At 39.8% G+C, this 24,086-nt stretch carries 23 protein-coding genes, 13 tRNA genes and 3 rRNA genes; 35 read left to right on the forward strand and 4 right to left on the reverse strand.

All coding sequences use genetic code 11. From position 1 onward, the window contains the following. Position 1: 1 nt before the first annotated feature. The 8 genes from BK577_RS12735 (at position 2) to BK577_RS12770 (ending at position 6,482) form a co-directional block, all read left to right on the forward strand. Positions 2-364: an STAS domain-containing protein gene (locus tag BK577_RS12735; RefSeq protein ID WP_026562076.1), complete on the forward strand. Its 363-nt coding sequence runs from the start codon at positions 2-4 to the stop codon at positions 362-364. A 3-nt stretch (positions 365-367) separates the two neighbouring features. Further along, a complete protein-coding gene (locus BK577_RS12740; RefSeq protein ID WP_026562075.1) occupies positions 368-769 on the forward strand; it encodes an anti-sigma regulatory factor in 402 nt (133 codons plus the stop codon). Positions 770-779: 10 nt separating this feature from the next. Continuing rightward, entirely contained in the window at positions 780-1,787 is a 1,008-nt protein-coding gene (locus BK577_RS12745) for a PP2C family protein-serine/threonine phosphatase (RefSeq protein ID WP_078433158.1), read from the forward strand. Between the two features lie 56 nt (positions 1,788-1,843). After that, on the forward strand, positions 1,844-2,176 hold the full coding sequence (locus BK577_RS12750) for an anti-sigma factor antagonist (protein ID WP_078433159.1): 333 nt from the start codon (positions 1,844-1,846) through the stop codon (positions 2,174-2,176). Next, complete coding sequence (gene rsbW, locus BK577_RS12755; protein WP_078433160.1) at positions 2,173-2,655, forward strand: anti-sigma B factor RsbW; 483 nt, start codon at positions 2,173-2,175, stop codon at positions 2,653-2,655. Before BK577_RS12750 ends, rsbW begins: the two co-directional genes overlap by 4 nt. After that, positions 2,621-3,412 carry an RNA polymerase sigma factor SigB gene (gene sigB, locus BK577_RS12760; protein ID WP_078433161.1) on the forward strand — a complete coding sequence of 264 codons (792 nt, stop codon included), beginning with the start codon at positions 2,621-2,623 and terminating at the stop codon, positions 3,410-3,412. The genes rsbW and sigB overlap by 35 nt, the downstream gene beginning before the upstream one ends. Continuing rightward, positions 3,409-4,008 (forward strand): PP2C family serine/threonine-protein phosphatase, encoded by a 600-nt coding sequence (locus BK577_RS12765; protein WP_078433162.1) that lies wholly within the window; start codon positions 3,409-3,411, stop codon positions 4,006-4,008. The genes sigB and BK577_RS12765 overlap by 4 nt, the downstream gene beginning before the upstream one ends. A gap of 311 nt (positions 4,009-4,319) precedes the next feature. Next, positions 4,320-6,482: a Tex family protein gene (locus tag BK577_RS12770; RefSeq protein WP_078433163.1), complete on the forward strand. Its 2,163-nt coding sequence runs from the start codon at positions 4,320-4,322 to the stop codon at positions 6,480-6,482. A gap of 21 nt (positions 6,483-6,503) precedes the next feature. Here the strand turns inward: BK577_RS12770 and cmpA are convergent, their stop codons facing one another. Next, a complete protein-coding gene (gene cmpA / locus BK577_RS25730) occupies positions 6,504-6,617 on the reverse strand; it encodes a cortex morphogenetic protein CmpA (protein ID WP_098799762.1) in 114 nt (37 codons plus the stop codon). Positions 6,618-6,709: 92 nt separating this feature from the next. Here cmpA and BK577_RS12775 point away from each other — a divergent pair, with 92 nt between their 5' ends. The 22 genes from BK577_RS12775 to tsaD all read left to right on the forward strand — a co-directional run bounded on the left by BK577_RS12775 (position 6,710) and on the right by tsaD (position 17,696). After that, positions 6,710-7,168, forward strand: coding sequence for a SprT family protein (locus BK577_RS12775; protein ID WP_078433164.1), 459 nt, complete (start codon positions 6,710-6,712; stop codon positions 7,166-7,168). A gap of 132 nt (positions 7,169-7,300) precedes the next feature. Beyond that, positions 7,301-7,375 (forward strand) — tRNA-Asn (locus BK577_RS12780). 3 nt (positions 7,376-7,378) lie between these two features. Further along, a tRNA-Ser gene (locus BK577_RS12785) sits at positions 7,379-7,469 on the forward strand. Positions 7,470-7,479: 10 nt separating this feature from the next. Continuing rightward, positions 7,480-7,551, forward strand: a tRNA-Glu gene (locus BK577_RS12790). Between the two features lie 91 nt (positions 7,552-7,642). Further along, positions 7,643-7,719 (forward strand) — tRNA-Asp (locus tag BK577_RS12795). A gap of 72 nt (positions 7,720-7,791) precedes the next feature. After that, positions 7,792-7,866 (forward strand) — tRNA-Gln (locus BK577_RS12800). 53 nt (positions 7,867-7,919) lie between these two features. Beyond that, positions 7,920-7,995 (forward strand) — tRNA-Lys (locus BK577_RS12805). Between the two features lie 12 nt (positions 7,996-8,007). After that, positions 8,008-8,093, forward strand: a tRNA-Leu gene (locus tag BK577_RS12810). A gap of 12 nt (positions 8,094-8,105) precedes the next feature. After that, a tRNA-Leu gene (locus BK577_RS12815) sits at positions 8,106-8,191 on the forward strand. Between the two features lie 89 nt (positions 8,192-8,280). Further along, positions 8,281-8,357: transfer RNA gene (locus tag BK577_RS12820), tRNA-Arg, on the forward strand. An 11-nt stretch (positions 8,358-8,368) separates the two neighbouring features. Further along, positions 8,369-8,445: transfer RNA gene (locus BK577_RS12825), tRNA-Pro, on the forward strand. 12 nt (positions 8,446-8,457) lie between these two features. Beyond that, positions 8,458-8,531: transfer RNA gene (locus BK577_RS12830), tRNA-Gly, on the forward strand. A gap of 109 nt (positions 8,532-8,640) precedes the next feature. Beyond that, a 16S ribosomal RNA gene (locus BK577_RS12835) occupies positions 8,641-10,190 on the forward strand. 226 nt (positions 10,191-10,416) lie between these two features. Then, a 23S ribosomal RNA gene (locus BK577_RS12840) occupies positions 10,417-13,346 on the forward strand. A 207-nt stretch (positions 13,347-13,553) separates the two neighbouring features. Next, positions 13,554-13,669 (forward strand): 5S ribosomal RNA (gene rrf / locus BK577_RS12845). Together the 16S, 23S and 5S rRNA genes with 13 tRNA genes alongside form the textbook arrangement of a ribosomal RNA operon. Before the next feature lie 11 nt (positions 13,670-13,680). Beyond that, positions 13,681-13,757: transfer RNA gene (locus BK577_RS12850), tRNA-Met, on the forward strand. A 4-nt stretch (positions 13,758-13,761) separates the two neighbouring features. After that, a tRNA-Asp gene (locus BK577_RS12855) sits at positions 13,762-13,838 on the forward strand. Between the two features lie 229 nt (positions 13,839-14,067). Then, positions 14,068-15,054: a thiamine-phosphate kinase gene (gene thiL / locus BK577_RS12860; protein ID WP_078433165.1), complete on the forward strand. Its 987-nt coding sequence runs from the start codon at positions 14,068-14,070 to the stop codon at positions 15,052-15,054. Positions 15,055-15,064: 10 nt separating this feature from the next. After that, positions 15,065-15,550: a tRNA (adenosine(37)-N6)-threonylcarbamoyltransferase complex ATPase subunit type 1 TsaE gene (tsaE, locus tag BK577_RS12865; RefSeq protein ID WP_078433166.1), complete on the forward strand. Its 486-nt coding sequence runs from the start codon at positions 15,065-15,067 to the stop codon at positions 15,548-15,550. Further along, entirely contained in the window at positions 15,519-16,208 is a 690-nt protein-coding gene (gene tsaB, locus BK577_RS12870) for a tRNA (adenosine(37)-N6)-threonylcarbamoyltransferase complex dimerization subunit type 1 TsaB (protein WP_078433167.1), read from the forward strand. The genes tsaE and tsaB overlap by 32 nt, the downstream gene beginning before the upstream one ends. 13 nt (positions 16,209-16,221) lie before the next feature. After that, positions 16,222-16,674, forward strand: coding sequence for a ribosomal protein S18-alanine N-acetyltransferase (gene rimI / locus BK577_RS12875; protein ID WP_139367345.1), 453 nt, complete (start codon positions 16,222-16,224; stop codon positions 16,672-16,674). Further along, positions 16,671-17,696 carry a tRNA (adenosine(37)-N6)-threonylcarbamoyltransferase complex transferase subunit TsaD gene (gene tsaD / locus BK577_RS12880; protein WP_078433168.1) on the forward strand — a complete coding sequence of 342 codons (1,026 nt, stop codon included), beginning with the start codon at positions 16,671-16,673 and terminating at the stop codon, positions 17,694-17,696. Before rimI ends, tsaD begins: the two co-directional genes overlap by 4 nt. 408 nt (positions 17,697-18,104) lie before the next feature. Here tsaD and BK577_RS12890 read toward each other — a convergent pair whose 3' ends face one another. After that, a complete protein-coding gene (locus BK577_RS12890) occupies positions 18,105-20,036 on the reverse strand; it encodes an ABC-F family ATP-binding cassette domain-containing protein (protein ID WP_078433170.1) in 1,932 nt (643 codons plus the stop codon). A gap of 308 nt (positions 20,037-20,344) precedes the next feature. Between BK577_RS12890 and moaC the strand changes: the two genes are divergently transcribed. The 4 genes from moaC to tatC are packed head-to-tail and all read left to right on the forward strand — an operon-like array spanning position 20,345 to position 22,509. Beyond that, complete coding sequence (gene moaC / locus BK577_RS12895; protein ID WP_078433171.1) at positions 20,345-20,833, forward strand: cyclic pyranopterin monophosphate synthase MoaC; 489 nt, start codon at positions 20,345-20,347, stop codon at positions 20,831-20,833. A 44-nt stretch (positions 20,834-20,877) separates the two neighbouring features. Then, complete coding sequence (locus tag BK577_RS12900) at positions 20,878-21,522, forward strand: redox-sensing transcriptional repressor Rex (protein ID WP_026561987.1); 645 nt, start codon at positions 20,878-20,880, stop codon at positions 21,520-21,522. A 24-nt stretch (positions 21,523-21,546) separates the two neighbouring features. After that, on the forward strand, positions 21,547-21,744 hold the full coding sequence (locus BK577_RS12905; RefSeq protein WP_026561986.1) for a twin-arginine translocase TatA/TatE family subunit: 198 nt from the start codon (positions 21,547-21,549) through the stop codon (positions 21,742-21,744). An 18-nt stretch (positions 21,745-21,762) separates the two neighbouring features. After that, positions 21,763-22,509 carry a twin-arginine translocase subunit TatC gene (tatC, locus tag BK577_RS12910; RefSeq protein WP_026561985.1) on the forward strand — a complete coding sequence of 249 codons (747 nt, stop codon included), beginning with the start codon at positions 21,763-21,765 and terminating at the stop codon, positions 22,507-22,509. A gap of 14 nt (positions 22,510-22,523) precedes the next feature. Here tatC and BK577_RS12915 read toward each other — a convergent pair whose 3' ends face one another. Together BK577_RS12915 and BK577_RS12920 are read right to left on the reverse strand one after the other, a co-directional pair. Beyond that, entirely contained in the window at positions 22,524-22,727 is a 204-nt protein-coding gene (locus BK577_RS12915; RefSeq protein ID WP_026561984.1) for a YdiK family protein, read from the reverse strand. Continuing rightward, complete coding sequence (locus tag BK577_RS12920) at positions 22,724-23,449, reverse strand: CPBP family intramembrane glutamic endopeptidase (protein ID WP_078433172.1); 726 nt, start codon at positions 23,447-23,449, stop codon at positions 22,724-22,726. Before BK577_RS12920 ends, BK577_RS12915 begins: the two co-directional genes overlap by 4 nt. Positions 23,450-23,767: 318 nt before the next feature. On the opposite strand from BK577_RS12920, the gene groES reads away from it, so the two are divergent. Continuing rightward, a complete protein-coding gene (gene groES / locus BK577_RS12925) occupies positions 23,768-24,052 on the forward strand; it encodes a co-chaperone GroES (protein WP_026561982.1) in 285 nt (94 codons plus the stop codon). Positions 24,053-24,086 lie beyond the last annotated feature (34 nt).

The following is a 24,086-nucleotide window of genomic DNA, read 5'->3' on the forward strand; positions in this document are numbered from 1 at the left end:
AATGAATCCTAGAATACCGATTTTAAAATTGTATAATTGTTTGCTCATATCAATCCAATGGGAGCTAGATGATCAAACAGCCCTTCAATTTCAAGAAGATTTACTTCACAAAATTCATGAAACGGGTGCTAATGGGGTAGTCATTGATCTTACTTCTGTAGATGTTATAGACTCCTTTATTGCTAAGGTTTTAGGTGATGTGATAAGCATGTCGAAATTAATGGGAGCAAAGGTTGTTTTAACAGGAATACAACCAGCGGTAGCCATTACATTGATCGAGTTAGGCATCCAGCTTGAGGATGTGCAAACAGCCTTGGATTTAGAAAAAGGTCTTGAAACATTACAGCGGGAGTTGGGGGAGTGAAGCATGGAAAACCAATCCTGTGTTAAAATTGTCACCGAATGGGACATTGTAGCAGCTCGACAACTTGGTCGGAATGTTGCTAAAGAGCTTGGATTTGGTACGGTTGATCAAGCGCGAATTACAACTGCTATTTCCGAGTTAGCTCGTAATATATATCTATATGCAGGACAAGGGGAAATGCGCATTGAACGCATTCAGGACCTTGGTAAAAAAGGTTTGAAAATAATAGCCATTGATAGTGGACCGGGTATTCCTGATATACGTAAAGTTATGGAAGACGGCTTCTCAACCTCCGGAGGATTAGGAGCGGGATTACCAGGTGTAAAACGTTTAATGGATGATTTTGATATTTCTTCCTCTGTAGGTGAAGGAACTAATATTCAGGCGGTGAAATGGCTTCGGTAGGAGGGTGTAAATGGATTATCGCGATGTGCTTGAACCGAAATATCGGGAACTACTTAGAAACTATTTAAATGAACAAACTGAAACTGCTTTATATCAAGGTCAAAAATTCAGTAGGAAAACGATTGAACATCAAATTCCACCTGAAGAGATTATTAGTACTCATCGGAAAGTATTACAAGAGCTTTTCCCGGGTATACAAAAGGATGTTTTAGCTTCGTTAGACTTTTTGCTTGAGGTTATGATGGGATATGGCCTTGCTTATCAGGAGCATCAAAGTTTACGGGATCAGCAACTTGAGATCCGATCTGAAATACAAATTGCTGCAAATGTTCAGCAAACTCTTTTGGAGACAACTGTACCTTGTATTCATTCGTTAGATATCGGGGCAATTAGTGTCCCTGCTAAGCAAATGAACGGAGATTATCATCACTTTGTCCAAGATGATCAAGGAATTAGTATTGCAGTAGCAGATGTGATAGGAAAAGGTATTCCTGCCGCTTTGTGCATGTCGATGATTAAATATGCGATGGATAGCTTTCCTGAATCACGTAAAAATCCGAATCAAATCTTGGAAAATCTAAATCGGGTGGTTGAACGCAACGTTGATCCGAGCATGTTTATTACAATGTTTTATGGGATGTATAATATTGAAGATCATACTTTTACATATGCCTCAGCAGGTCATGAGCCCGGCTTCTATTTTAAAGCTGATACACAAACGTTTGAAGATTTAGATGCGAAGGGGCTTGTTTTAGGAATAGACCAAAATTATAGATACCTGCAATATCAGTCCAAGGTAGAACCTGGAGATATGATTGTTCTATTATCAGATGGAGTAACAGAATCACGAACAGATGAAGGTTTTGTTGAAAGATCTGCCATTACAGAATTGATTAACCGATACAAAGATTTATCAGCTCAGGAAATGGTGGATAAAATTTACAGGCATTTTGAAAAGATGCAGGATTTCCAATTGAGAGATGATTTCACATTAATAATAATGAAAAGAATGGTTTAATGAAACTTTTTACGGGGTATGTAATAGCATAAAAGTTCTTTTCGAGGTGATAACGGATGAATATAAAAGTTGATATAAATAATCTTGATGATCAGACGGTGGTTTCTGTAGCTGGAGAAATTGACGCTTATACGGCACCTAAGTTACGGGAGGCAATTTTACCTTTAGCTGAAGAAGTGAATCCAAACATTACGATTAATTTGAAAGATGTATCTTATATGGATAGCACGGGTTTAGGAGTTTTTGTCGGGTTGTTAAAGAGTGTGAGAAAAAACAACGGTCAATTGAATTTGGTTGAGTTGTCAGATCGTTTGGAACGCTTATTTACTATAACTGGGCTAAATGACATCATTGATATATCTTCAAAATCAGAGGGTGGGGTACAATGAAGCAACTAGTAGATTATATAGAGATGAAGGTTCCGGCTAAACCAGAGTACGTAGGGATTATCCGTTTAACACTCTCTGGGATTGCTAGTAGAATGGGATATTCATATGATGAAATAGAAGATTTAAAGATTGCGACAAGTGAAGCTTGTACAAATGCTGTGCAACATGCTTATAAAAACAGTGAAGAAGGCGAAGTAGTAGTAGGCTTTGGTCTTTACGATGATCGTCTTGAAGTCATGATTGCTGATAATGGAAAAAGCTTTGACTTTGAAAAAACGAAAAACGAACTAGGTCCTTATTCTTCTACAAGCCCTGTTGATCAACTTCCAGAAGGAGGTTTAGGTCTCTATTTGATGGAAACGCTCATGGATGAAGTCCGTGTACTTGTTAATTCTGGAGTAACGGTCTTCATGGTCAAGTATTTAAGCGGGGAGCGAATTGATCATGGCACAACCATCTCAAAGTATGAAACTAACTAAAGAGCAGGTAATCGAGCTTATTCTTGAATTTCAACGAAATGAATGTGAAAAGGCTCAATTAGCACTCGTTGAACACTATACAGGATTAGTTGAAACCTTAGCGAAAAAATATTCTAAGGGGAAAAGTTTCCATGAAGATCTAAGACAAGTCGGAATGATTGGTCTATTAGGCGCGATTAGAAGATATGATCCATCTGTTGGTAAGCCGTTTGAGGCATTTGCTATCCCAACAATTATTGGAGAGATTAAGAGATTTTTAAGGGATAAAACATGGAGTGTACATGTCCCTAGAAGAATTAAAGAGTTAGGACCGAAAATTAAAGCGGCAGTAGAACAGCTAACAAATGATAACCAACGTTCACCTAAGGTGCAGGAAATAGCGGAATACTTAGATGTGACAGAAGAAGAAGTTTTAGAAACAATGGAGATGGGTAAAAGCTATCAAGCCTTGTCTGTTGATCATTCAATTGAAGCGGATTCTGATGGAAGTACGGTTACAATCCTTGACATTGTAGGCTCTCAAGATCAGGGTTATGAGAAGGTAAATCAAAAGCTTATGTTACAAAGTGTATTGCATGTTTTATCGGAAAGAGAAAAAGAAATCATCGAATGTACGTTTATCTTAAATAAAAGTCAAAAAGAAACTGGTGAGCAACTTGGCATATCACAAATGCATGTGTCGAGGCTGCAAAGGAGAGCTATTCAAAAGCTGAGAGAAGCGCTTTCGAAAGACATGCCGCCGGAGCTAAATAGATGATTGTAAAAGAGTTTAATGAACATGTTCATACATTGGCTTTTCAATTACCTAAGGAAGGTAAATCCTGTTGTGGTGATAGCTTTTATATCAAAACAACAGATAGTTTTATGATTTGTGCTTTAGCCGATGGTCTTGGAAGTGGTGAGGGAGCTAATGAATCTTCTGCTGCAATTAGCTCATTAGTTGAACAAAACTATGATGAAGATGTCGATGTTTTGATGCGATTATGTAACGAAGAACTCAAGGATAAGCGGGGAGCAACTGTTTCGATCTTAAAGGTCGATTTTCACTCTAAAAGTTTTACGTATAGTTCTGTTGGTAATATTCGATTTATGCTCTATGGACCTTCAGGAGCATTTATTTATCCATTGCCTATTCTAGGCTATTTATCAGGTAAACCACAAAAATATCGAACACAAACGTATTCCTATGAGATAGGTTCGAAATTTATCATTTATACTGATGGCTTAGTATTGCCGGGGATAAAGGCATTATTGAATAAAGGAAATTCTGTTGAAGATCTATCACGACAACTTGACATATATACGAAAAAAAGAACTGATGATTTAACATACATAGTCGGCCAGCTGTTTTAATTATTGAATTAGCTGGTCGGCTTTTTTTGTACTATCAGAAAGTATATAAATTTTATGGATGATAGTATATAAGAAAGACTAAGGCTTTCGCCATTAGGACTTGGCGACAAGCCAAGTTTTTCTAATTTGCTATTATAGTATAAGGTGAAAATCGGTTCCTTCCATTCTTCTCCAGACACAAGGCCCGCAGGCGAGAAAGCCAAGCCTCGTGGGTGACATATTTTATTAGCAGCAAAATATTTGGTAAAATGGTTATAAGTGTTTTCAAGTGTTTACATAGAAAAGCGGATGTTTCGTTTGGAGGATTAAAAATGATAGAAAGACAAGAACGTATTATGAATCATATTAGCAAAGAGCTGGGAATCAATTTAAAACAGGTGTCTAATGTGATTTCACTTCTCGAAGAAGGAAATACAGTACCATTTATCGCAAGGTACCGTAAAGAACAAACAGGTGCATTAGATGAAGTACAAATTCGAGATATATCAGAAAAATGGACATATACTCAAAACCTAGAGAGCCGCAAAGAAGAAGTATTACGTCTAATTGATGAACAGGGAAAATTAACAGAACAACTTGCAGCTGAAATCAACTCATCAATGAAGCTCCAACAAGTTGAAGATCTATACAGACCTTATAAGCAAAAGAGAAGAACAAAGGCAACAGTTGCAAAGGAAAAAGGCTTAGAACCTTTAGCAGAATGGATACTTACACTGCCTAATCAAGGGAGCATAGAGCATAAAGCAGAGGATTTTCTTAATGAAGAAAAAGGAGTAACTTCTGTTGAAGAGGCCATTCAAGGAGCACAAGATATTATCGCAGAACAAATTTCTGATCAACCTAAGTACCGTCAATGGATACGGGATACAACATTTCGTAAAGGGCAAATCTCTTCTTCTGCAAAAGATGAAGAGAAAGATGAAAAAAATGTATATGAAATGTATTACGAGTATGAAGAACCTATCCATAAAATTGTCCCGCATCGAATATTGGCATTGAATCGTGGAGAAAAGGAAGAAGTGATTAGGGTTTCTATTCAGCCTCCTGCCGAACAAATTATTGAGTACCTTAAGAGAGAAGAACTTAAGCGAAAAACATCCATAGTTAATGAAGTGATGATAAGTGCGATTGAAGATGCATATAAGAGGTTAATTCAACCTTCTATTGAGAGAGAAATTAGAAAAGAATTGTCTGAGAAGGCAGAAGACCGTGCCATTCATATATTCTCCGAAAACCTCAGAAACCTGCTCTTGCAACCTCCATTAAAAGGAAGAATGGTCCTTGGAGTCGACCCTGCTTATCGAACCGGTTGTAAGTTAGCGGTTGTAGATGAGACAGGTAAAATGCTTCATATCGGTGTTGTTTACCCACACCCGCCTGTTAATAAGAAAGAGCATGCAAAAGAGAAAGTTATGAATGTGTTAAAGACATATAACATTGAAGTGGTAGCAATAGGGAATGGGACAGCTTCAAGAGAAACAGAGCAATTTATTGCTGATATATTAATGGAATTGAACGGTGATACTTCTTATTTAATCGTAAATGAAGCGGGAGCAAGTGTTTACTCTGCGTCTGATCTTGCCAGAGAAGAGTTCCCGGATTTACAAGTTGAAGAACGAAGTGCTGTTTCCATTGCTAGAAGGTTACAAGATCCATTAGCTGAACTTGTTAAAATTGATCCTAAATCAGTCGGTGTTGGTCAGTATCAGCATGATGTTTCACAAAAGAAATTAAATGACTCTCTAACCTTTGTTGTTGAAACGGTTGTTAACCAGGTAGGTGTAAATGTAAATACGGCCTCACCTTCTCTTCTTCAATACGTGGCAGGACTGAGTAAAGCAGTTGCAAGCAATGTTGTTAAGAAAAGAGAGGAATTGGGTAGGTTTTCCAACCGAAAACAACTAAAGGATATTCCTAGATTAGGTGCAAAAACATTTGAACAGTGTATAGGTTTCTTGCGAGTAATCGATGGAGATCATCCTCTAGATCGAACAAGTATACATCCTGAACGATATGGTGAAGTAGAAAATCTTCTTAAACAACTGGATGCATCACTATCAGACTTAGGAACTGAGGAACTTAGGGGGAAAATTAAAAACTTGAATATGAAGGAAGCGGCTGAAGCTCTCGATGTGGGAGAGTTAACGTTAAAGGATATTTGTGATGCTCTTATTCGACCGGAAAGAGATCCCCGTGACGAAATTTCTAAGCCGTTATTAAAAAAGGATGTCCTTAAGTTAGAAGATTTACAACAGGGGATGGAGTTACAAGGAACAGTAAGAAACGTTGTCGATTTTGGAGCGTTTGTTGATGTTGGTGTCAAACAGGATGGCCTTGTTCATATTTCAAAGTTAAGCAATTCTTTTGTAAAACATCCATTAGATATTGTTTCCGTAGGAGATGTTGTAACGGTATGGGTTGATGATGTAGATTTCAAGAAAGGCCGTGTAGCACTCACGATGATAAATAAATAAGAATATAGAAGAAACACTGCCTTATGAGCAGTGTTTTTCTCTATAAAAGAACCAGCATTGATTGAGTAATTTTATTTGGTAACGATTTTTTTCTAAAAAGGCACGTTGCATTTGATTTTGTAACCATGATGGCATTGCTCATACCTCCTCAGCTATTATAATGGAGAATGGGTGTTTATAATGTATGCAGGTACAAGTTTGAGTGTTACTCGAAATGGGGGATTTTTTTGAATGATCTAATGCTGCAACGTTTAGTTGAAGAAATATCATTAACTTATTTTGATAAAAAATTTAAACATAGAGCATATTTTAATAGTCGTCTAAGAACAACTGGCGGAAGATACATGTTACATAGTCATAACATTGATGTAAATCCTAAGTATTTTCAGGAGTACGGACTAGATGAGGTAATTGGGATTATCAAACATGAACTATGCCATTATCATCTTCATTTAGAGGGTAAGGGGTATAAGCATGGTGATCAGGATTTTAAATTATTGTTAAAGAAAGTAGGAGCTCCGAGATTTTGCCGCTCATTAGGTAATGAAACAAAAGTTCAGAAAGCATTTTTGATATATCGATGTAGAGATTGTCATCAAGAATATAAAAGAAAGAGAAGAGTTGATACAACAAGGCTTGTTTGTGGGAAATGCTCTGGAAAAATCTATCTTTACAGAAAGGGTTGACTCTAAAGTTGATACTGTGTTAAATTATAAAAGCCGTCGCTGGTGACGGTTAAGAATTAAATTTTTCAATAATCTAAGTCTTGACAGGACAAACCCTAATTAATATAATTAAGGAAGTCTGTAAGGAAATATTCCGCAGTAGCTCAGTGGTAGAGCTATCGGCTGTTAACCGATCGGTCGCAGGTTCGAATCCTGCCTGCGGAGCCATATGGGGAAGTACTCAAGTGGCTGAAGAGGCGCCCCTGCTAAGGGTGTAGGTCGCGTAAGCGGCGCGAGGGTTCAAATCCCTCCTTCTCCGCCATATTTATTGTGGCCCGTTGGTCAAGCGGTTAAGACACCGCCCTTTCACGGCGGTAACACGGGTTCGAATCCCGTACGGGTCATATCATATCGCAGGTATACTAGGAAGTGGGTGCACTCTACGAAAGCTAAAAGCCCACCTCCTATTTATTTCTCGAAACTTATGAAAATTCTGGTCCGGTAGTTCAGTTGGTTAGAATGCCTGCCTGTCACGCAGGAGGTCGCGGGTTCGAGTCCCGTCCGGACCGCCATTTTTTCGAAAAAACATCTTGAAGTTCCAAGGTAGATATGATAGAATATAATTCTTGTGACTTTAATTTTATTGGGCTATAGCCAAGCGGTAAGGCATCGCACTTTGACTGCGACATGCGTTGGTTCGAATCCAGCTAGCCCAGCCATTTTTTAGTTGAGAGTCATTAAAACAAATTCATTTTACATCTCATTATAAAATGAGCCATTAGCTCAGTTGGTAGAGCATCTGACTTTTAATCAGAGGGTCGAAGGTTCGAGTCCTTCATGGCTCACCATTTACACACCTTGCGGGTGTGGCGGAATTGGCAGACGCGCTAGACTTAGGATCTAGTGTCCTTGTGACGTGGGGGTTCAAGTCCCTTCACCCGCACCATTATTCAGTTTCGCGGTCGTGGCGGAATGGCAGACGCGCTAGGTTGAGGGCCTAGTGGGGGCGACCCCGTGGAGGTTCAAGTCCTCTCGGCCGCACCAATAAGCATTTAAGTTTTTCTGAAAAAGAACTTGACTTTAATGTTTGAGGGTGTTATTATAGTAAAGTCGCTTGTTGATAATAAAATATTGCGCCCGTAGCTCAATTGGATAGAGCGTTTGACTACGGATCAAAAGGTTAGGGGTTCGACTCCTCTCGGGCGCGCCATAATACATTTACGGGAAGTAGCTCAGCTTGGTAGAGCACTTGGTTTGGGACCAAGGGGTCGCAGGTTCGAATCCTGTCTTCCCGACCAGACGTATCTCTTGCGGGTGTAGTTTAGTGGTAAAACCTCAGCCTTCCAAGCTGATGATGAGGGTTCGATTCCCTTCACCCGCTCCAATTTAAATGATCTTTGAAAACTAAACAAAACCAAGCGTGCCAACGTTAATTTCGATTAACAAAAAACGTACTATATAGTACAAAACTTTTATGAGCTATATCAAACACTTTATTGGAGAGTTTGATCCTGGCTCAGGACGAACGCTGGCGGCGTGCCTAATACATGCAAGTCGAGCGAATCTGAGGGAGCTTGCTCCCGAAGATTAGCGGCGGACGGGTGAGTAACACGTGGGTAACCTGCCTGTAAGATTGGGATAACTCCGGGAAACCGGAGCTAATACCGGATAACATTTTGAACCGCATGGTTCAAAATTGAAAGATGGTTTCGGCTATCACTTACAGATGGACCCGCGGCGCATTAGCTAGTTGGTGAGGTAACGGCTCACCAAGGCAACGATGCGTAGCCGACCTGAGAGGGTGATCGGCCACACTGGGACTGAGACACGGCCCAGACTCCTACGGGAGGCAGCAGTAGGGAATCTTCCGCAATGGACGAAAGTCTGACGGAGCAACGCCGCGTGAACGATGAAGGCCTTCGGGTCGTAAAGTTCTGTTGTTAGGGAAGAACAAGTACCAGAGTAACTGCTGGTACCTTGACGGTACCTAACCAGAAAGCCACGGCTAACTACGTGCCAGCAGCCGCGGTAATACGTAGGTGGCAAGCGTTGTCCGGAATTATTGGGCGTAAAGCGCGCGCAGGCGGTTTCTTAAGTCTGATGTGAAAGCCCACGGCTCAACCGTGGAGGGTCATTGGAAACTGGGGAACTTGAGTGCAGAAGAGGAGAGTGGAATTCCACGTGTAGCGGTGAAATGCGTAGAGATGTGGAGGAACACCAGTGGCGAAGGCGACTCTCTGGTCTGTAACTGACGCTGAGGCGCGAAAGCGTGGGGAGCGAACAGGATTAGATACCCTGGTAGTCCACGCCGTAAACGATGAGTGCTAAGTGTTAGAGGGTTTCCGCCCTTTAGTGCTGCAGCAAACGCATTAAGCACTCCGCCTGGGGAGTACGGTCGCAAGACTGAAACTCAAAGGAATTGACGGGGGCCCGCACAAGCGGTGGAGCATGTGGTTTAATTCGAAGCAACGCGAAGAACCTTACCAGGTCTTGACATCCTTCGCTACTTCTAGAGATAGAAGGTTCCCCTTCGGGGGACGAAGTGACAGGTGGTGCATGGTTGTCGTCAGCTCGTGTCGTGAGATGTTGGGTTAAGTCCCGCAACGAGCGCAACCCTTGATCTTAGTTGCCAGCATTCAGTTGGGCACTCTAAGGTGACTGCCGGTGACAAACCGGAGGAAGGTGGGGATGACGTCAAATCATCATGCCCCTTATGACCTGGGCTACACACGTGCTACAATGGATGGTACAAAGGGCTGCAAGACTGCGAAGTCAAGCCAATCCCATAAAACCATTCTCAGTTCGGATTGCAGGCTGCAACTCGCCTGCATGAAGCCGGAATCGCTAGTAATCGCGGATCAGCATGCCGCGGTGAATACGTTCCCGGGCCTTGTACACACCGCCCGTCACACCACGAGAGTTTGTAACACCCGAAGTCGGTGGGGTAACCGTAAGGAGCCAGCCGCCTAAGGTGGGACAGATGATTGGGGTGAAGTCGTAACAAGGTAGCCGTATCGGAAGGTGCGGCTGGATCACCTCCTTTCTAAGGATATGAGGCATGCTTGGTATTTTGTTTAGTTTTGAGAGATCATACGATCTTTCAATAAGTAAGAAAACACATAGGAGTGAAAATGCATTCAGCATTTGATGATCCTGTGCTTCATGTTCCTTGAAAACTAGATAACGAAAACAATTCAAGTAATTCACTGAGTTTGAACGCTTAGTTTAGTGATTCTCTTAATAATGTAAGTGACATCTTTGATGTCAAAGGTTAAGTTGTTAAGGGCGCACGGTGGATGCCTTGGCACTAGGAGCCGATGAAGGACGGTACTAACACCGATATGCTTCGGGGAGCTGTAAGTAAGCTTTGATCCGGAGATTTCCGAATGGGGAAACCCACTGCTCGTAATGGAGTAGTATTTTTACCTGAATACATAGGGTAATAAAGGCAGACCCGGGGAACTGAAACATCTAAGTACCCGGAGGAAGAGAAAGCAAACGCGATTTCCTGAGTAGCGGCGAGCGAAACGGAATTAGCCCAAACCAAGAGGCTTGCCTCTTGGGGTTGTAGGACACTCTATACGGAGTTACAAAGGAACGGAGTAAATGAAGAGGTCTGGAAAGGCCCGTCAAAGAAGGTAACAACCCTGTAGTTGAAACTTCGTTCCCTCCAGAGTGGATCCTGAGTACGGCGGGACACGTGAAATCCCGTCGGAAGCAGGGAGGACCATCTCCCAAGGCTAAATACTCCCTAGTGACCGATAGTGAACCAGTACCGTGAGGGAAAGGTGAAAAGCACCCCGGAAGGGGAGTGAAAGAGATCCTGAAACCGTGTGCCTACAAGTAGTCAAAGCCCGTTAATGGGTAATGGCGTGCCTTTTGTAGAATGAACCGGCGAGTTACGATCCCGTGCAAGGTTAAGTTGATAAGACGGAGCCGCAGCGAAAGCGAGTCTGAATAGGGCGAATGAGTACGTGGTCGTAGACCCGAAACCAGGTGATCTACCCATGTCCAGGGTGAAGTTCAGGTAACACTGAATGGAGGCCCGAACCCACGCACGTTGAAAAGTGCGGGGATGAGGTGTGGGTAGCGGAGAAATTCCAATCGAACTTGGAGATAGCTGGTTCTCTCCGAAATAGCTTTAGGGCTAGCCTTGAAATGAGAGTCTTGGAGGTAGAGCACTGATTGGACTAGGGGCCCCCATCGGGTTACCGAATTCAGTCAAACTCCGAATGCCAAAGACTTATGTTCAGGAGTCAGACTGCGAGTGATAAGATCCGTAGTCAAGAGGGAAACAGCCCAGACCACCAGCTAAGGTCCCAAAGTATACGTTAAGTGGAAAAGGATGTGGAGTTGCTTAGACAACCAGGATGTTGGCTTAGAAGCAGCCACCATTTAAAGAGTGCGTAATAGCTCACTGGTCGAGTGACTCTGCGCCGAAAATGTACCGGGGCTAAACGTATCACCGAAGCTGTGGATTGTTCTTTTAGAACAATGGTAGGAGAGCGTTCTAAGGGCTGAGAAGCGAGACCGGAAGGACTCGTGGAGCGCTTAGAAGTGAGAATGCCGGTATGAGTAGCGAAAGAGGGGTGAGAATCCCCTCCACCGAATGCCTAAGGTTTCCTGAGGAAGGCTCGTCCGCTCAGGGTTAGTCGGGACCTAAGCCGAGGCCGAAAGGCGTAGGCGATGGCCAACAGGTTGAAATTCCTGTACCACCTCCTCACCATTTGAGCAATGGGGGGACGCAGAAGGATAGGGTAAGCGCGCTGTTGGATATGCGCGTCCAAGCAGTTAGGCTGACAATGAGGCAAATCCCATTGTCACATAAGCTGAGCTGTGATGGCGAGGGAACTATAGTACCGAAGTTCCTGATTCCACACTGCCAAGAAAAGCCTCTAGCGAGGTGAGAGGTGCCCGTACCGCAAACCGACACAGGTAGGCGAGGAGAGAATCCTAAGGTGAGCGAGAGAACTCTCGTTAAGGAACTCGGCAAAATGACCCCGTAACTTCGGGAGAAGGGGTGCTTTTTAGGGTGAATAGCCCGGAAAAGCCGCAGTGAATAGGCCCAGGCGACTGTTTAGCAAAAACACAGGTCTCTGCGAAGCCGCAAGGCGAAGTATAGGGGCTGACGCCTGCCCGGTGCTGGAAGGTTAAGGGGAGAGGTTAGCGCAAGCGAAGCTTTGAACCGAAGCCCCAGTAAACGGCGGCCGTAACTATAACGGTCCTAAGGTAGCGAAATTCCTTGTCGGGTAAGTTCCGACCCGCACGAAAGGCGTAACGATCTGGGCACTGTCTCAACGAGAGACTCGGTGAAATTATAGTACCTGTGAAGATGCAGGTTACCCGCGACAGGACGGAAAGACCCCGTGGAGCTTTACTGTAGCCTGATATTGAATTTTGGTACAGCTTGTACAGGATAGGTAGGAGCCTGAGAAGCCGGAGCGCTAGCTTCGGTGGAGGCGTCGGTGGGATACTACCCTGGCTGTATTGAAATTCTAACCCACAGCCCTGATCGGGCTGGGAGACAGTGTCAGGTGGGCAGTTTGACTGGGGCGGTCGCCTCCTAAAATGTAACGGAGGCGCCCAAAGGTTCCCTCAGAATGGTTGGAAATCATTCGTAGAGTGTAAAGGCACAAGGGAGCTTGACTGCGAGACCTACAAGTCGAGCAGGGACGAAAGTCGGGCTTAGTGATCCGGTGGTTCCGCATGGAAGGGCCATCGCTCAACGGATAAAAGCTACCCCGGGGATAACAGGCTTATCTCCCCCAAGAGTCCACATCGACGGGGAGGTTTGGCACCTCGATGTCGGCTCATCGCATCCTGGGGCTGTAGTCGGTCCCAAGGGTTGGGCTGTTCGCCCATTAAAGCGGTACGCGAGCTGGGTTCAGAACGTCGTGAGACAGTTCGGTCCCTATCCGTCGTGGGCGTAGGAAATTTGAGAGGAGCTGTCCTTAGTACGAGAGGACCGGGATGGACGCACCGCTGGTGTACCAGTTGTCTTGCCAAAGGCATAGCTGGGTAGCTATGTGCGGAAGGGATAAGTGCTGAAAGCATCTAAGCATGAAGCCCCCCTCAAGATGAGATTTCCCATCACATTAGTGAGTAAGATCCCTGAAAGATGATCAGGTTGATAGGTCAGAGGTGGAAGCGCGGTGACGTGTGGAGCTGACTGATACTAATCGATCGAGGACTTAACCTAAATAGAAAAGCGGAAGAAGCCCGCTTAAATCCGTAGGGAATTGGAGCGATCGAGATGAAGTCGTTCTTTGACTTCTTTGAGAGAGTGAAATTACCGTAGGATTTGGCTTCTGGAGCTGGACAAAGTAAGAGCATTAACTCAGTAGAGTGAATTGAATTGTGAATCGTTATCTAGTTTTGAAGGAATATGCCTTCAAACTTTATAATATCTGGTTATGATGGCGAAGAGGCCACACCCGTTCCCATGCCGAACACGGAAGTTAAGCTCTTCAGCGCCGATGGTAGTTGGGGGTTTCCCCCTGTGAGAGTAGGACGTTGCCAGGTATTATTATTATCGCGGGGTGGAGCAGTCTGGTAGCTCGTCGGGCTCATAACCCGAAGGTCGCAGGTTCAAATCCTGTCCCCGCAACCAATATGGTCCGGTAGTTCAGTTGGTTAGAATGCCTGCCTGTCACGCAGGAGGTCGCGGGTTCGAGTCCCGTCCGGACCGCCATATAATTGATTGCTTGCGAAACATAGATGTTTCGTTTTTTTTATGCACTTTTTTAGATTAAAACACAAACTAAAAATTATAATAATTCCACCTTTAGATTTAATATGGTACGATAGAATGTGTCAAACTTGGTTAAACTAATTATTAGTTTTCTACGACAAAATCACTTCCTTAGGAAATAATCCTAAGGTTTTTTCATAGGTAAAATATTAGGAATGTGGAGAGCGAAATGGATGAATTTGATTTTATTAATAAGGTAAAACCGGATCGTATATTTCAACAAAATGTAAAAGTAGCTATAGGTGATGATGCAGCTATTTATGAATCTTCTCATGGTTTTCATCAAGTTGTTTGTGTAGATACAATGGTTGAGGGTGTTCATTTCCTTAGAAACCTATCTTCTCCTTTTGAAATAGGGTACAAGGCGCTGGCTGTTAACGTGAGTGATCTCGCTGCTATGTCAGCAATACCACTTTATTATTTCATTTCTCTAGCTGTACCTTCAAATTGGAATGAAGATGATCTTATTGAAATTTATGAGGGAATGAAGAAGCTATCAGAAGAATACAAAATGGATTTACTAGGTGGAGATACAGTTTCTACGTCGGATAAACTAGTAATTACCGTAACAGTCATCGGAGAGGTGGAAGAAGGTAGAAAAACTCTAAGGAGTAATGCTAAGAATGAGGATATCGTCTTTGTAACAGGAACAATTGGTGATTCTGCTGCAGGGCTAGCCATTTTATTAGGCAAAACTTCTATACATAATGAATCTTTAAAAAGGTATTTTACAGAAAAGCATAAGATGCCAATTCCTCAAGTGAAGGCAGGAAGATTAATAGGAGATTTAAAAAGAGCATCATTAAATGATATAAGCGATGGACTGGCAAGTGAATTAAATGAAATTTCTGAAGCTAGTCATGTCGGAATCACAATAGATGAAGATGCTCTTCCACTAAGTGATGAGCTTTTAACATTACAGTCAACTTCTCTTCTTCAAGATTGGGCCTTATATGGCGGAGAGGATTATGAATTAGTTGGGACAACTTCACCAGATTCATGGATAAAATTGAAGAAAGACTGTAATGAACTAGGTATAAAAATCACTAAGATAGGGTTCGTTGATTCCAGCCATAAAGAGGTAATGCTAAAATCAAAGAATCAAGAGTATATAAAACTTAAAAAATCAGGGTATAACCACTTCAAAAAAAGTTAAGGTGAGCAGAGTGGATCAAATTAAATTTATGACAAAAAGTACTGAAGATACTACAACTATTGCGCAATCTTTATCGAAGATGTTAAACAAAAATGATGTGATTACTCTTGAGGGAGATTTGGGTGCAGGGAAAACAACTTTTACTAAAGCATTAGCAAAGGGGCTAGGGATAAGTCGAAATGTAAATAGTCCTACGTTTACGATTATTAAAGAGTATAGAGATGGTAGATTGCCCTTGTATCATATGGATGTATATCGTGTTGAAGATGCGGATGAAGATCTGGGTTTCGATGAGTATTTTCATGGTAATGGTATTACAGTCGTAGAATGGGCACATTTAATTGAAGATCAGCTACCGAATGAACGGTTAGATATAAGAATTCTTTATGTGGATGATACAACAAGGACAATTATAATGACACCTAGAGGGTCTCATTATGAGGAACTATGTAAGGAGTTAAGTGATGAATGCATTAGCTATAGACACGACGAATAATGTGCTTGGAGTTGCCATTGTCAATGGAGAAACGGTTATAGGTGAATATATAACAAATTTAAAGAAAAATCATTCTGTTCGAGCCATGCCTGCTATTGAGAGACTACTACATGACTGTGACTTTACACCGAAGGATTTAGAAAAAATAATTGTAGCGACAGGACCAGGTTCATACACGGGTGTTCGTATAGGTGTATCGATTGCAAAGACAATGGCTTGGGCTCTAAAGATTCCTATTGTAGGTGTATCTAGTTTAGAAACCTTGGCTGCAAATGGCCGCTATTTTGACGGACTTATTTCCCCGGTTTTTGATGCAAGAAGAGGACAAGTCTATACAGGATTATACCAATATCATAATAGTGAATTAGTGACGGTTCATAAAGATCAAAATTTACTATTAACTGATTGGATAGAGCACTTATATAAGAGTGATAAGAATGTTTTATTTTTAGGGAACGATGTTCATATCCACAAAGATACCATTATAGAATTGCTTGGTGATCGAGCTGTAATAGGCAATGTTTCTTTACATAATCCAAGACCTGCTGAACTAGGTCTTATAGGGATAAAAAGAGAAGCAACAGATGTTCATAATCTTGTACCAAATTATATCAGATTAGCTGAAGCAGAGGCCAAGTGGCTTGAGCAACAGAAATAAGATGGTGTCTACTGTGGAAAATCAATATACAATTAGAAAAATGCGAAAAGAAGACATTGACGAAGTTTATCAAATAGAATGTCAATCTTTTTCGGCACCATGGACAAAAGAGTCATTACATTATGAGCTTGATCAAAATTTATTTGCGAAATATATAGTTGTTGAACATGAGAAACAAGTGATAGGATACTGTGGATTGTGGGTGATAATGGATGATGCTCAAATTACCAATATTGCGGTCCATCCTAATTTTAGAGGAAAAAGAATAGGTGAAGCTCTATTGAGATTTGCTATGCAATTAAGTAGGGAAATGAAGGCACAAAGATTGTCTTTAGAGGTAAGGGTATCTAATCATATTGCTCAATCTTTATATAAAAAAGTAGGGTTTGAACCTGGTGGTATAAGAAAAAATTATTATACAGATAACCAGGAAGATGCTTTAGTAATGTGGGTGAATTTAGTATGAGTCAAACTGATCAATATATATTAGGAATTGAAACAAGCTGTGATGAAACTGCCGCAGCCATTGTTAAAAATGGACGAGAGATTGTAGCGAATGTTGTAGCATCTCAAATTGAGAGTCATAAGCGATTTGGTGGTGTCGTCCCGGAAATCGCATCTAGACATCATGTTGAGCAATTAACCATTGTGTTTGAAGAAGCAATGAAACAGGCGGAGCTTTCGTTTGAAGATATTTCAGCTATTGCTGTGACAGAAGGACCCGGTTTAGTAGGAGCTTTATTAACAGGTATCAATGCAGCTAAAGCTTTAGCTTTCTCACATTCTATTCCGTTAGTAGGTGTTCATCATATTGCCGGGCATATTTATGCAAATCGTTTGATCAAAGAATTAGAATTTCCTTTACTTGCCTTAGTTGTATCCGGAGGACATACTGAATTAGTTTATATGAAGGAACATGGACACTTTAAGGTAATAGGTGAAACCTTGGATGATGCTGCAGGTGAGGCATATGACAAGGTAGCTAGAACAATTGGTCTTCCATATCCGGGAGGTCCTCATATTGATCGCTTAGCCCATGAGGGACAGGCAACTATCGATTTACCGAGAGCATGGCTAAGTGAAGGCTCGTTTGACTTTAGCTTCAGTGGATTGAAGTCAGCTGTAATTAATACATTACACAATGCTAAGCAGAAAGGCATTGAACTTGATCCAAAGGACGTCGCTGCTAGTTTTCAGGCAAGTGTTGTGGATGTATTAGTAACCAAAACAGCACAAGCTGTGGAAAAGTATAAAGTGAAGCAATTATTATTAGCAGGTGGAGTTGCAGCAAATAAAGGCTTGCGAACAGCATTGGAAAAGGAATTTTCTCAAAAAGAAGAGATTGAGTTAATTATTCCTCCTTTATCCTTATGTACTGATAATGCAGCAATGATTGCTGCGGCAGGCAGTATATTATTTGATAAGGGAATTAGGAGTGATTTAGCACTTAATGCTAATCCTGGCTTAGAGCTTAACTCATCATATTAATTGATACAAAATTGGGCAGACCTTATTCGGGTTCTGTCCTTTTTTTCGGTATTTTTCGACAAAAAGTTGAATCTCCATAGCAAATAAGTCAATGTTCACCGAGATTTGGTTAGGAACAGAGTTATCCACAGGATGTGCACGTTTTTTTGTAGAAATGTGTAAAAGAACTAAAAAAGCTGTCAAATCAACGAAAAATCCTATGTGAATAACTTGGACAAAAAAATCAAAAACTGTGGATAATGTGTATAAGTCTGTTGATATGTTGGAAATAGAGGATTTATTATGTGGATAAACAAGTGGATTGTGTATAATATGATTTTAATTTATTTGGAATGATAAGAAGTTTGTCGAAAATAATTACTATACCAAATGCCGTAACAAAAAAACAGCGAAAATGGTTCGCTGTTTTTAATGTAACTGTTCCCACTCAGTCATTAGTTGTTCTAATTGAGAGTTCAGTTGTTCATTTTCTATATTAATTTTTTGAACTTTCTCATGATCCTGATAAATAGAAGGATCGCAAAGTAGAGCTTCGTTTGTTTCAATTATTTCTTCAATTTCACTAATGCTTTGTTCTATTTCTTCAATTCTTCGTTGCTTTTGACGTTCGAGTTTTTTTAGTTCTTTTTCCTGCTGGTAGTTTAGCTTTCCTTCTGATGCAGATGAACTGATTTTTTGAGAAACATTCTTTGTCTCTTCCGCAAGTCGCTCTAGCTCTAATATTTCTTCTTTCTTTGTTAAAAAATAATCATAGTCACCTAAGTACTCTGTTAGATTATGGCTTGATAACTCAAAGACCTTTGTAGCTATGCGGTTTATAAAATAACGGTCATGTGAGACAAAAAGTATCGTTCCTGGAAAGTCGATTAAAGCATTTTCCAGTATTTCTTTACTATCTAAATCTAAATGATTTGTTGGTTCATCAAGAATGAGGAAATTAGCTTTTTGGAGCATAAGCTTAGAAAGTGCCAGCCTTGCTTTTTCTCCACCACTTAGTGTTGAAACAGGCTTTAACACATCATCACCTGAAAATAGAAAGTTACCTAGAACGGTTCGAATTTCTTTTTCTGTTTGCTGTGGATACTCATCCCATAGCTCGTCCAACACACGTTTATTTGATGTTAAATCAGCTTGCTGTTGATCATAATATCCAATTTGTACATGTGACCCTAATGAAAAGTTACCAGTTAATGCATCAAGTTTTTGGACAATAGACTTTAACAGGGTTGATTTTCCAATACCATTTGGTCCAACAAGAGCGATTGAGTCACCTCTGGATATAGAAAAAGAGATATTTGAGATAATAGGGTGGTGTCTATTGTAAGAAACAGAAATATCTGTTGCTTTTAACACATCATTTCCACTTTGTCTTTCAATATCAAATTGAAAGTTTGCTGATTTTTCATCTCCAAGGGGTTTACTCATTAACTCCATTTTTTCCAGCTTTTTTCTACGGCTTTGTGCAAGCTTTGTTGTGGATGCTCTTGCTATATTGCGCTGGATAAAATCTTTGAGTTTTGCTACTTCTTCTTGCTGTCTTTCAAAGCTTTTTACTTCTTTTTCATAGTTTTCAGCCTTTTGTTTTAAATAGTTGCTATAATTTCCAATGAACCTTGTGCTCGTATTTCTGCTAATTTCATAAACTTGATTGACAATTTTGTCGAGGAAATATCGGTCATGTGAAACAATTAAGATAGCTCCTGGGTAATTTTGTAAATATTGTTCCAGCCAAGTTAAGGTTTCGATATCAAGGTGGTTTGTTGGCTCATCCAAAATCAAAAGATCCGGTTTTGTTAACAATAATTTACCTAAGGCTAACCGTGTTTTTTGGCCGCCACTTAAAGAAGAGATTTTCGTTTCCGGATCAAAACTGCTAAAACCTAAACCATGTAGGACGGAACGAATATCTGCTTCATACTGATAACCACCTTCCTCTTTAAATTTCACTTGCAGTTTGTCATACTCTTTTAATAGTTGTTCAAACTTTTGAGTTTCGCTGTTAGGATCTACAGTTGCCATCCGTTGTTCAAGACTACGCATGTCTTCTTCCATTGATTTTAGATGCCTAAAAACTAAATTCATCTCATTCCAAATAGATAATTGTGATTCTAAACCAGTATCCTGTGCCAAGTAACCAATTGAAACATCTTTCGGTTTAATAATTTCACCAGAGTCGTAAGACATTGCACCGGAGATTATTTTTAAAAGAGTTGATTTACCCGCACCATTGCGGCCGACAAGAGCAATTTTATCTCTAGTTTGTACTTCTAGCTTAATATTCGATAAAATAGGATCAGCACCAAAGTATTTACTAAGTTGATTTATTTGTAACAATATCATTGTTTTTCACCTCTACTAATGCTTTTAGTGTAGCCTAATAATGCCCTTATAGGCAACAGTGACTGATTTCATATTGAAAGAACCTTAGGGGAAACTCTTCTTAAGGGTGATGAAGGACAAAAGTTGATGAGCTAGAGTAGGAAAGATCTCTAATGAGGGGGATGAAAGACAAAAGTCAGTGAGATCACCCAAGTAAAGTCCTTTTAACGAAGGAAAACGAACAAAAAACAAATCTATTAATTGTCACAATAACAAAACAGACAGATGCAAAAAAATAGTGTATAGTCTAGGTATAAGGGGATCTGTATATGTCAGAGTTTACTCATTTTAATGATCAGGGCAGAGCAAAGATGGTTGATATTTCTGCCAAAGAAGAAACAGTTAGAACAGCTCTTGCTAAAACCAGCATAACTGTCACCGAAGAAGTATATAAGAAAATCACAAATCATGAGATAGGCAAGGGTGATGTTTTATCCGTTGCCCAGGTAGCCGGAATTATGGCTGCTAAACAAACATCAAATGTTATTCCGATGTGTCACCCAATTTCAATTAAAGGTGTTAACGTTGAATTTGAATGGATAGTTAATGATCCTGATTATACTTTAGGTATTTCTGTTACTGTCAAAACAAAAGGAAGTACAGGTGTTGAAATGGAAGCGTTAACCGCTGCAAGCATTACAGCACTTACTGTTTATGATATGTGTAAAGCAGTTGATAAAGGTATGATCATAGGAGAAACCTATTTAGTTGAAAAAACAGGTGGCAAAAGTGGTGATTTTTTAAGAAAAGAAAAATGACAATATATATTGTCATGTGTTTTGTTTGAATGTGAGGGATCAGATTGAATATAGACCAAACGAAAATACCGCAGGCAACAGCAAAGAGGTTGCCGTTATATTACCGTTTTTTGAAAAATTTACACTCATCAGGGAAGCAGCGTGTGTCTTCAGCTGAGCTAAGTGATGCTGTAAAGGTAGATTCTGCAACGATTCGGAGAGATTTCTCATATTTTGGAGCATTAGGGAAAAAAGGGTATGGTTATAATGTAAATTATCTGTTATCCTTTTTTAGAAAAACACTAGATCAGGATGAAACAACGAAGGTTTGTTTAATAGGAGTAGGTAACTTAGGTACCGCTTTTTTACATTATAATTTTACTAAGAATAATAATACGGTGATTTCTTTAGCTTTTGATGTAGCACAAGAAAAGGTTGGGACAGAAATTGGCGGAGTACCTGTTTTTCATTTAGATGATCTTGAAACACAGCTTCCAGATGATGTAACAGTGGCCATCTTAACTGTACCGGCTGCAGTAGCGCAATCTATTACCGACCGTTTAATTACAAAAGGCATTAAAGGAATTTTAAATTTTACACCGGCTCGAATTAATGTTCCTGATGAAATTAGAATTCACCATATTGATTTAGCGGTTGAACTTCAGTCACTTGTCTACTTTTTGAAACATTATCCAAATGATGAAAAATAACAGCACACAAAGGAGATGGATTTAATGCCAAATGTAGGAATCGGAAGCCTCTTATTAATTGTTTTTGTTGCACTTCTTATTTTTGGACCAAAGAAATTACCACAGCTTGGAAAAGCAGCTGGTAATACATTACGAGAGTTTAAAAATGCTACAAAAGGTTTAGCCGATGATGATGACGATGATCAAGATGCTAAGCAAAAGAATAAAGAAGAGGTAAAGTAAGATAGGATGGAACCCGATATGAAACACGATGAAATGTCGGTCATTGAACATATAACAGAACTGAGAAAACGACTCGTCATTGTTGTCGTTTTCTTTTTCTTAGCTGTTATAGCCGGTTTTTTACTTTCAGGACCGATCATTAAATATTTACAGCATACAGACGAAGCAAAATCATTAACATTAAATGCCTTTAATCTGACAGATCCATTGATGGTCTACATGAAGTTTGCATTTATTATTGCATTTGTTATTACATCGCCAATCATTTTGTACCAGCTTTGGTCTTTTGTAAGTCCAGGTCTATATGAGAAGGAGAGAAAAGTAACCTTAAGCTACATACCGATCTCAGTCTTCCTTTTCTTATTGGGTTTGGCATTTTCATACTTTATTCTTTTTCCATTTGTCATTGATTTTATGGAAAGAATATCGAATGATCTAGATGTGAACCAGGTAATTGGAATTAATGAATACTTCTCTTTCTTAATTCAATTAACTCTTCCATTTGGATTACTCTTTCAATTACCTGTTGTTATTATGTTTTTAACAAGATTAGGAATCGTCACACCGATGTTTTTATCAAGTGTACGGAAATATGCTTATTTTGTGTTATTAGTTATCGCAGCACTTATTACACCACCTGAATTAGCTTCACACTTGATGGTTTCTATCCCTCTATTTATTTTATATGAAATTAGTATTTGGGTTTCGAGAATCACATATAGAAAATCGCAAAAATTGAGATTTGAAGAGGAAAATAAAAAATGAGACTGTCAGTAGTCTCATTTTTTTATATTCATTTTTTTGATTTTTCTAGATAAACGAAACATCCGAATGGATACACCAATATCGAATGTAGCAATAAGCATCAATAAGATTGTCGGAAAAGTGAAAATGCCTTCTTTTGCACTGTTAATCGCTAAATAGATAAACAGCAACCCCATAATCAAATAAAAAACAGCCATAGAAATAGGGTTTGTTCTCATGTTAAAAAGCCTCCAATAATGACTTGCATTTGTTCCATTTGCTTCATCATTCTTTCAATATCCTCTTGAAACGCAATTTGAAAAACCACAACCATTGTATTCATTGAAACATGTGCAAAGATGGGGACGAGTATACGCTTGGTTTTCACATAAAGAAAAGCAAAGGTAAAGCCCATCGAACCATACAGCAACACATGCTGTGGTTCACCATGCAATAGAGAGAAGATAAGAGAACTGATTAATGCTGCAATGAAAAAGTTTGTTCTTGTATATAGTACGCCAAAAAGGATTTTTCGGAATATAATTTCTTCAAGAATCGGGCCTATAATAGATGTAACAACCATGACTAAAGGAAAGAGCTCAATTATACTTACAATTCTTTGAGTATTTTCAGAACCAGGATCCACTCCAAAAATATTAACTTCAATATTAGCAGCTACACCTTGTACAAAAATAGCTAAGAAAAACCCAATAATTGCCCAACCAATGGAAGCACCTATAGAAGCTGGCTCTCCACGAAAACGGTTTTCCTCATGACGTTCATTTCTTAGGAAAAAGAGAATAATTAAGAACGTAAGTGTAAAGCTAAAGATTGTCCAATAGGCAAATCTCTCTACATTTGTCTCCCCGATGTTCAATAAGTCAAATAGCTTGATTCCCAGATAGCCTGATAACTGAAGAATCATATAGGCGATTAAAATAAACCAATAATGCTTTTTCATGTAAACCTCCTAAGTAAAGCACAAACGTATCTGTTTAGTTAGTCAGGTATATTGTAACATACCCTAATGTCATCCTATGTATGATACCGCATAAGAATGAGACAAATTAGTGAAGAGTTCACTTTTTGGCAGCGTACTCATTCATAATTTATAATTAATAGATAAGTTGAAAACTTCTAAAAAAAATTTTAAACTTCATACTTGAAATTAAAAGAAAACTTATATATTATAATAATTGTGTTAGCACTCAAAGGTTGTGAGTGCTAATAAAAAGGAAAAATAATCATTTATTCAAAGAATTTGAGGAGGTTGTTTCACTTGTTAAAGCCATTAGGTGATCGCGTTATTATCGAGTTAGTTGAATCAGAAGAAAAAACTGCTAGTGGTATCGTCCTACCGGATAGTGCGAAAGAGAAGCCACAAGAAGGTAAAGTAGTTGCTGTTGGTACAGGTCGTGTACTAGATAGTGGAGAGAAAGTAGCTCTTGAAGTAGCGGAAGGCGATCGTATTATCTTCTCAAAATATGCTGGTACTGAAGTGAAGTATGAAGGTACTGAATACTTAATTTTACGTGAAAACGACATTTTAGCTGTTATCGGATAATAAACAGCACACATAATAGATTAGTTAAAAATTT

The sequence above is a fragment of the Metabacillus halosaccharovorans genome (assembly GCF_002019635.1).
GTDB lineage: Bacteria > Bacillota > Bacilli > Bacillales > Bacillaceae > Metabacillus > Metabacillus halosaccharovorans.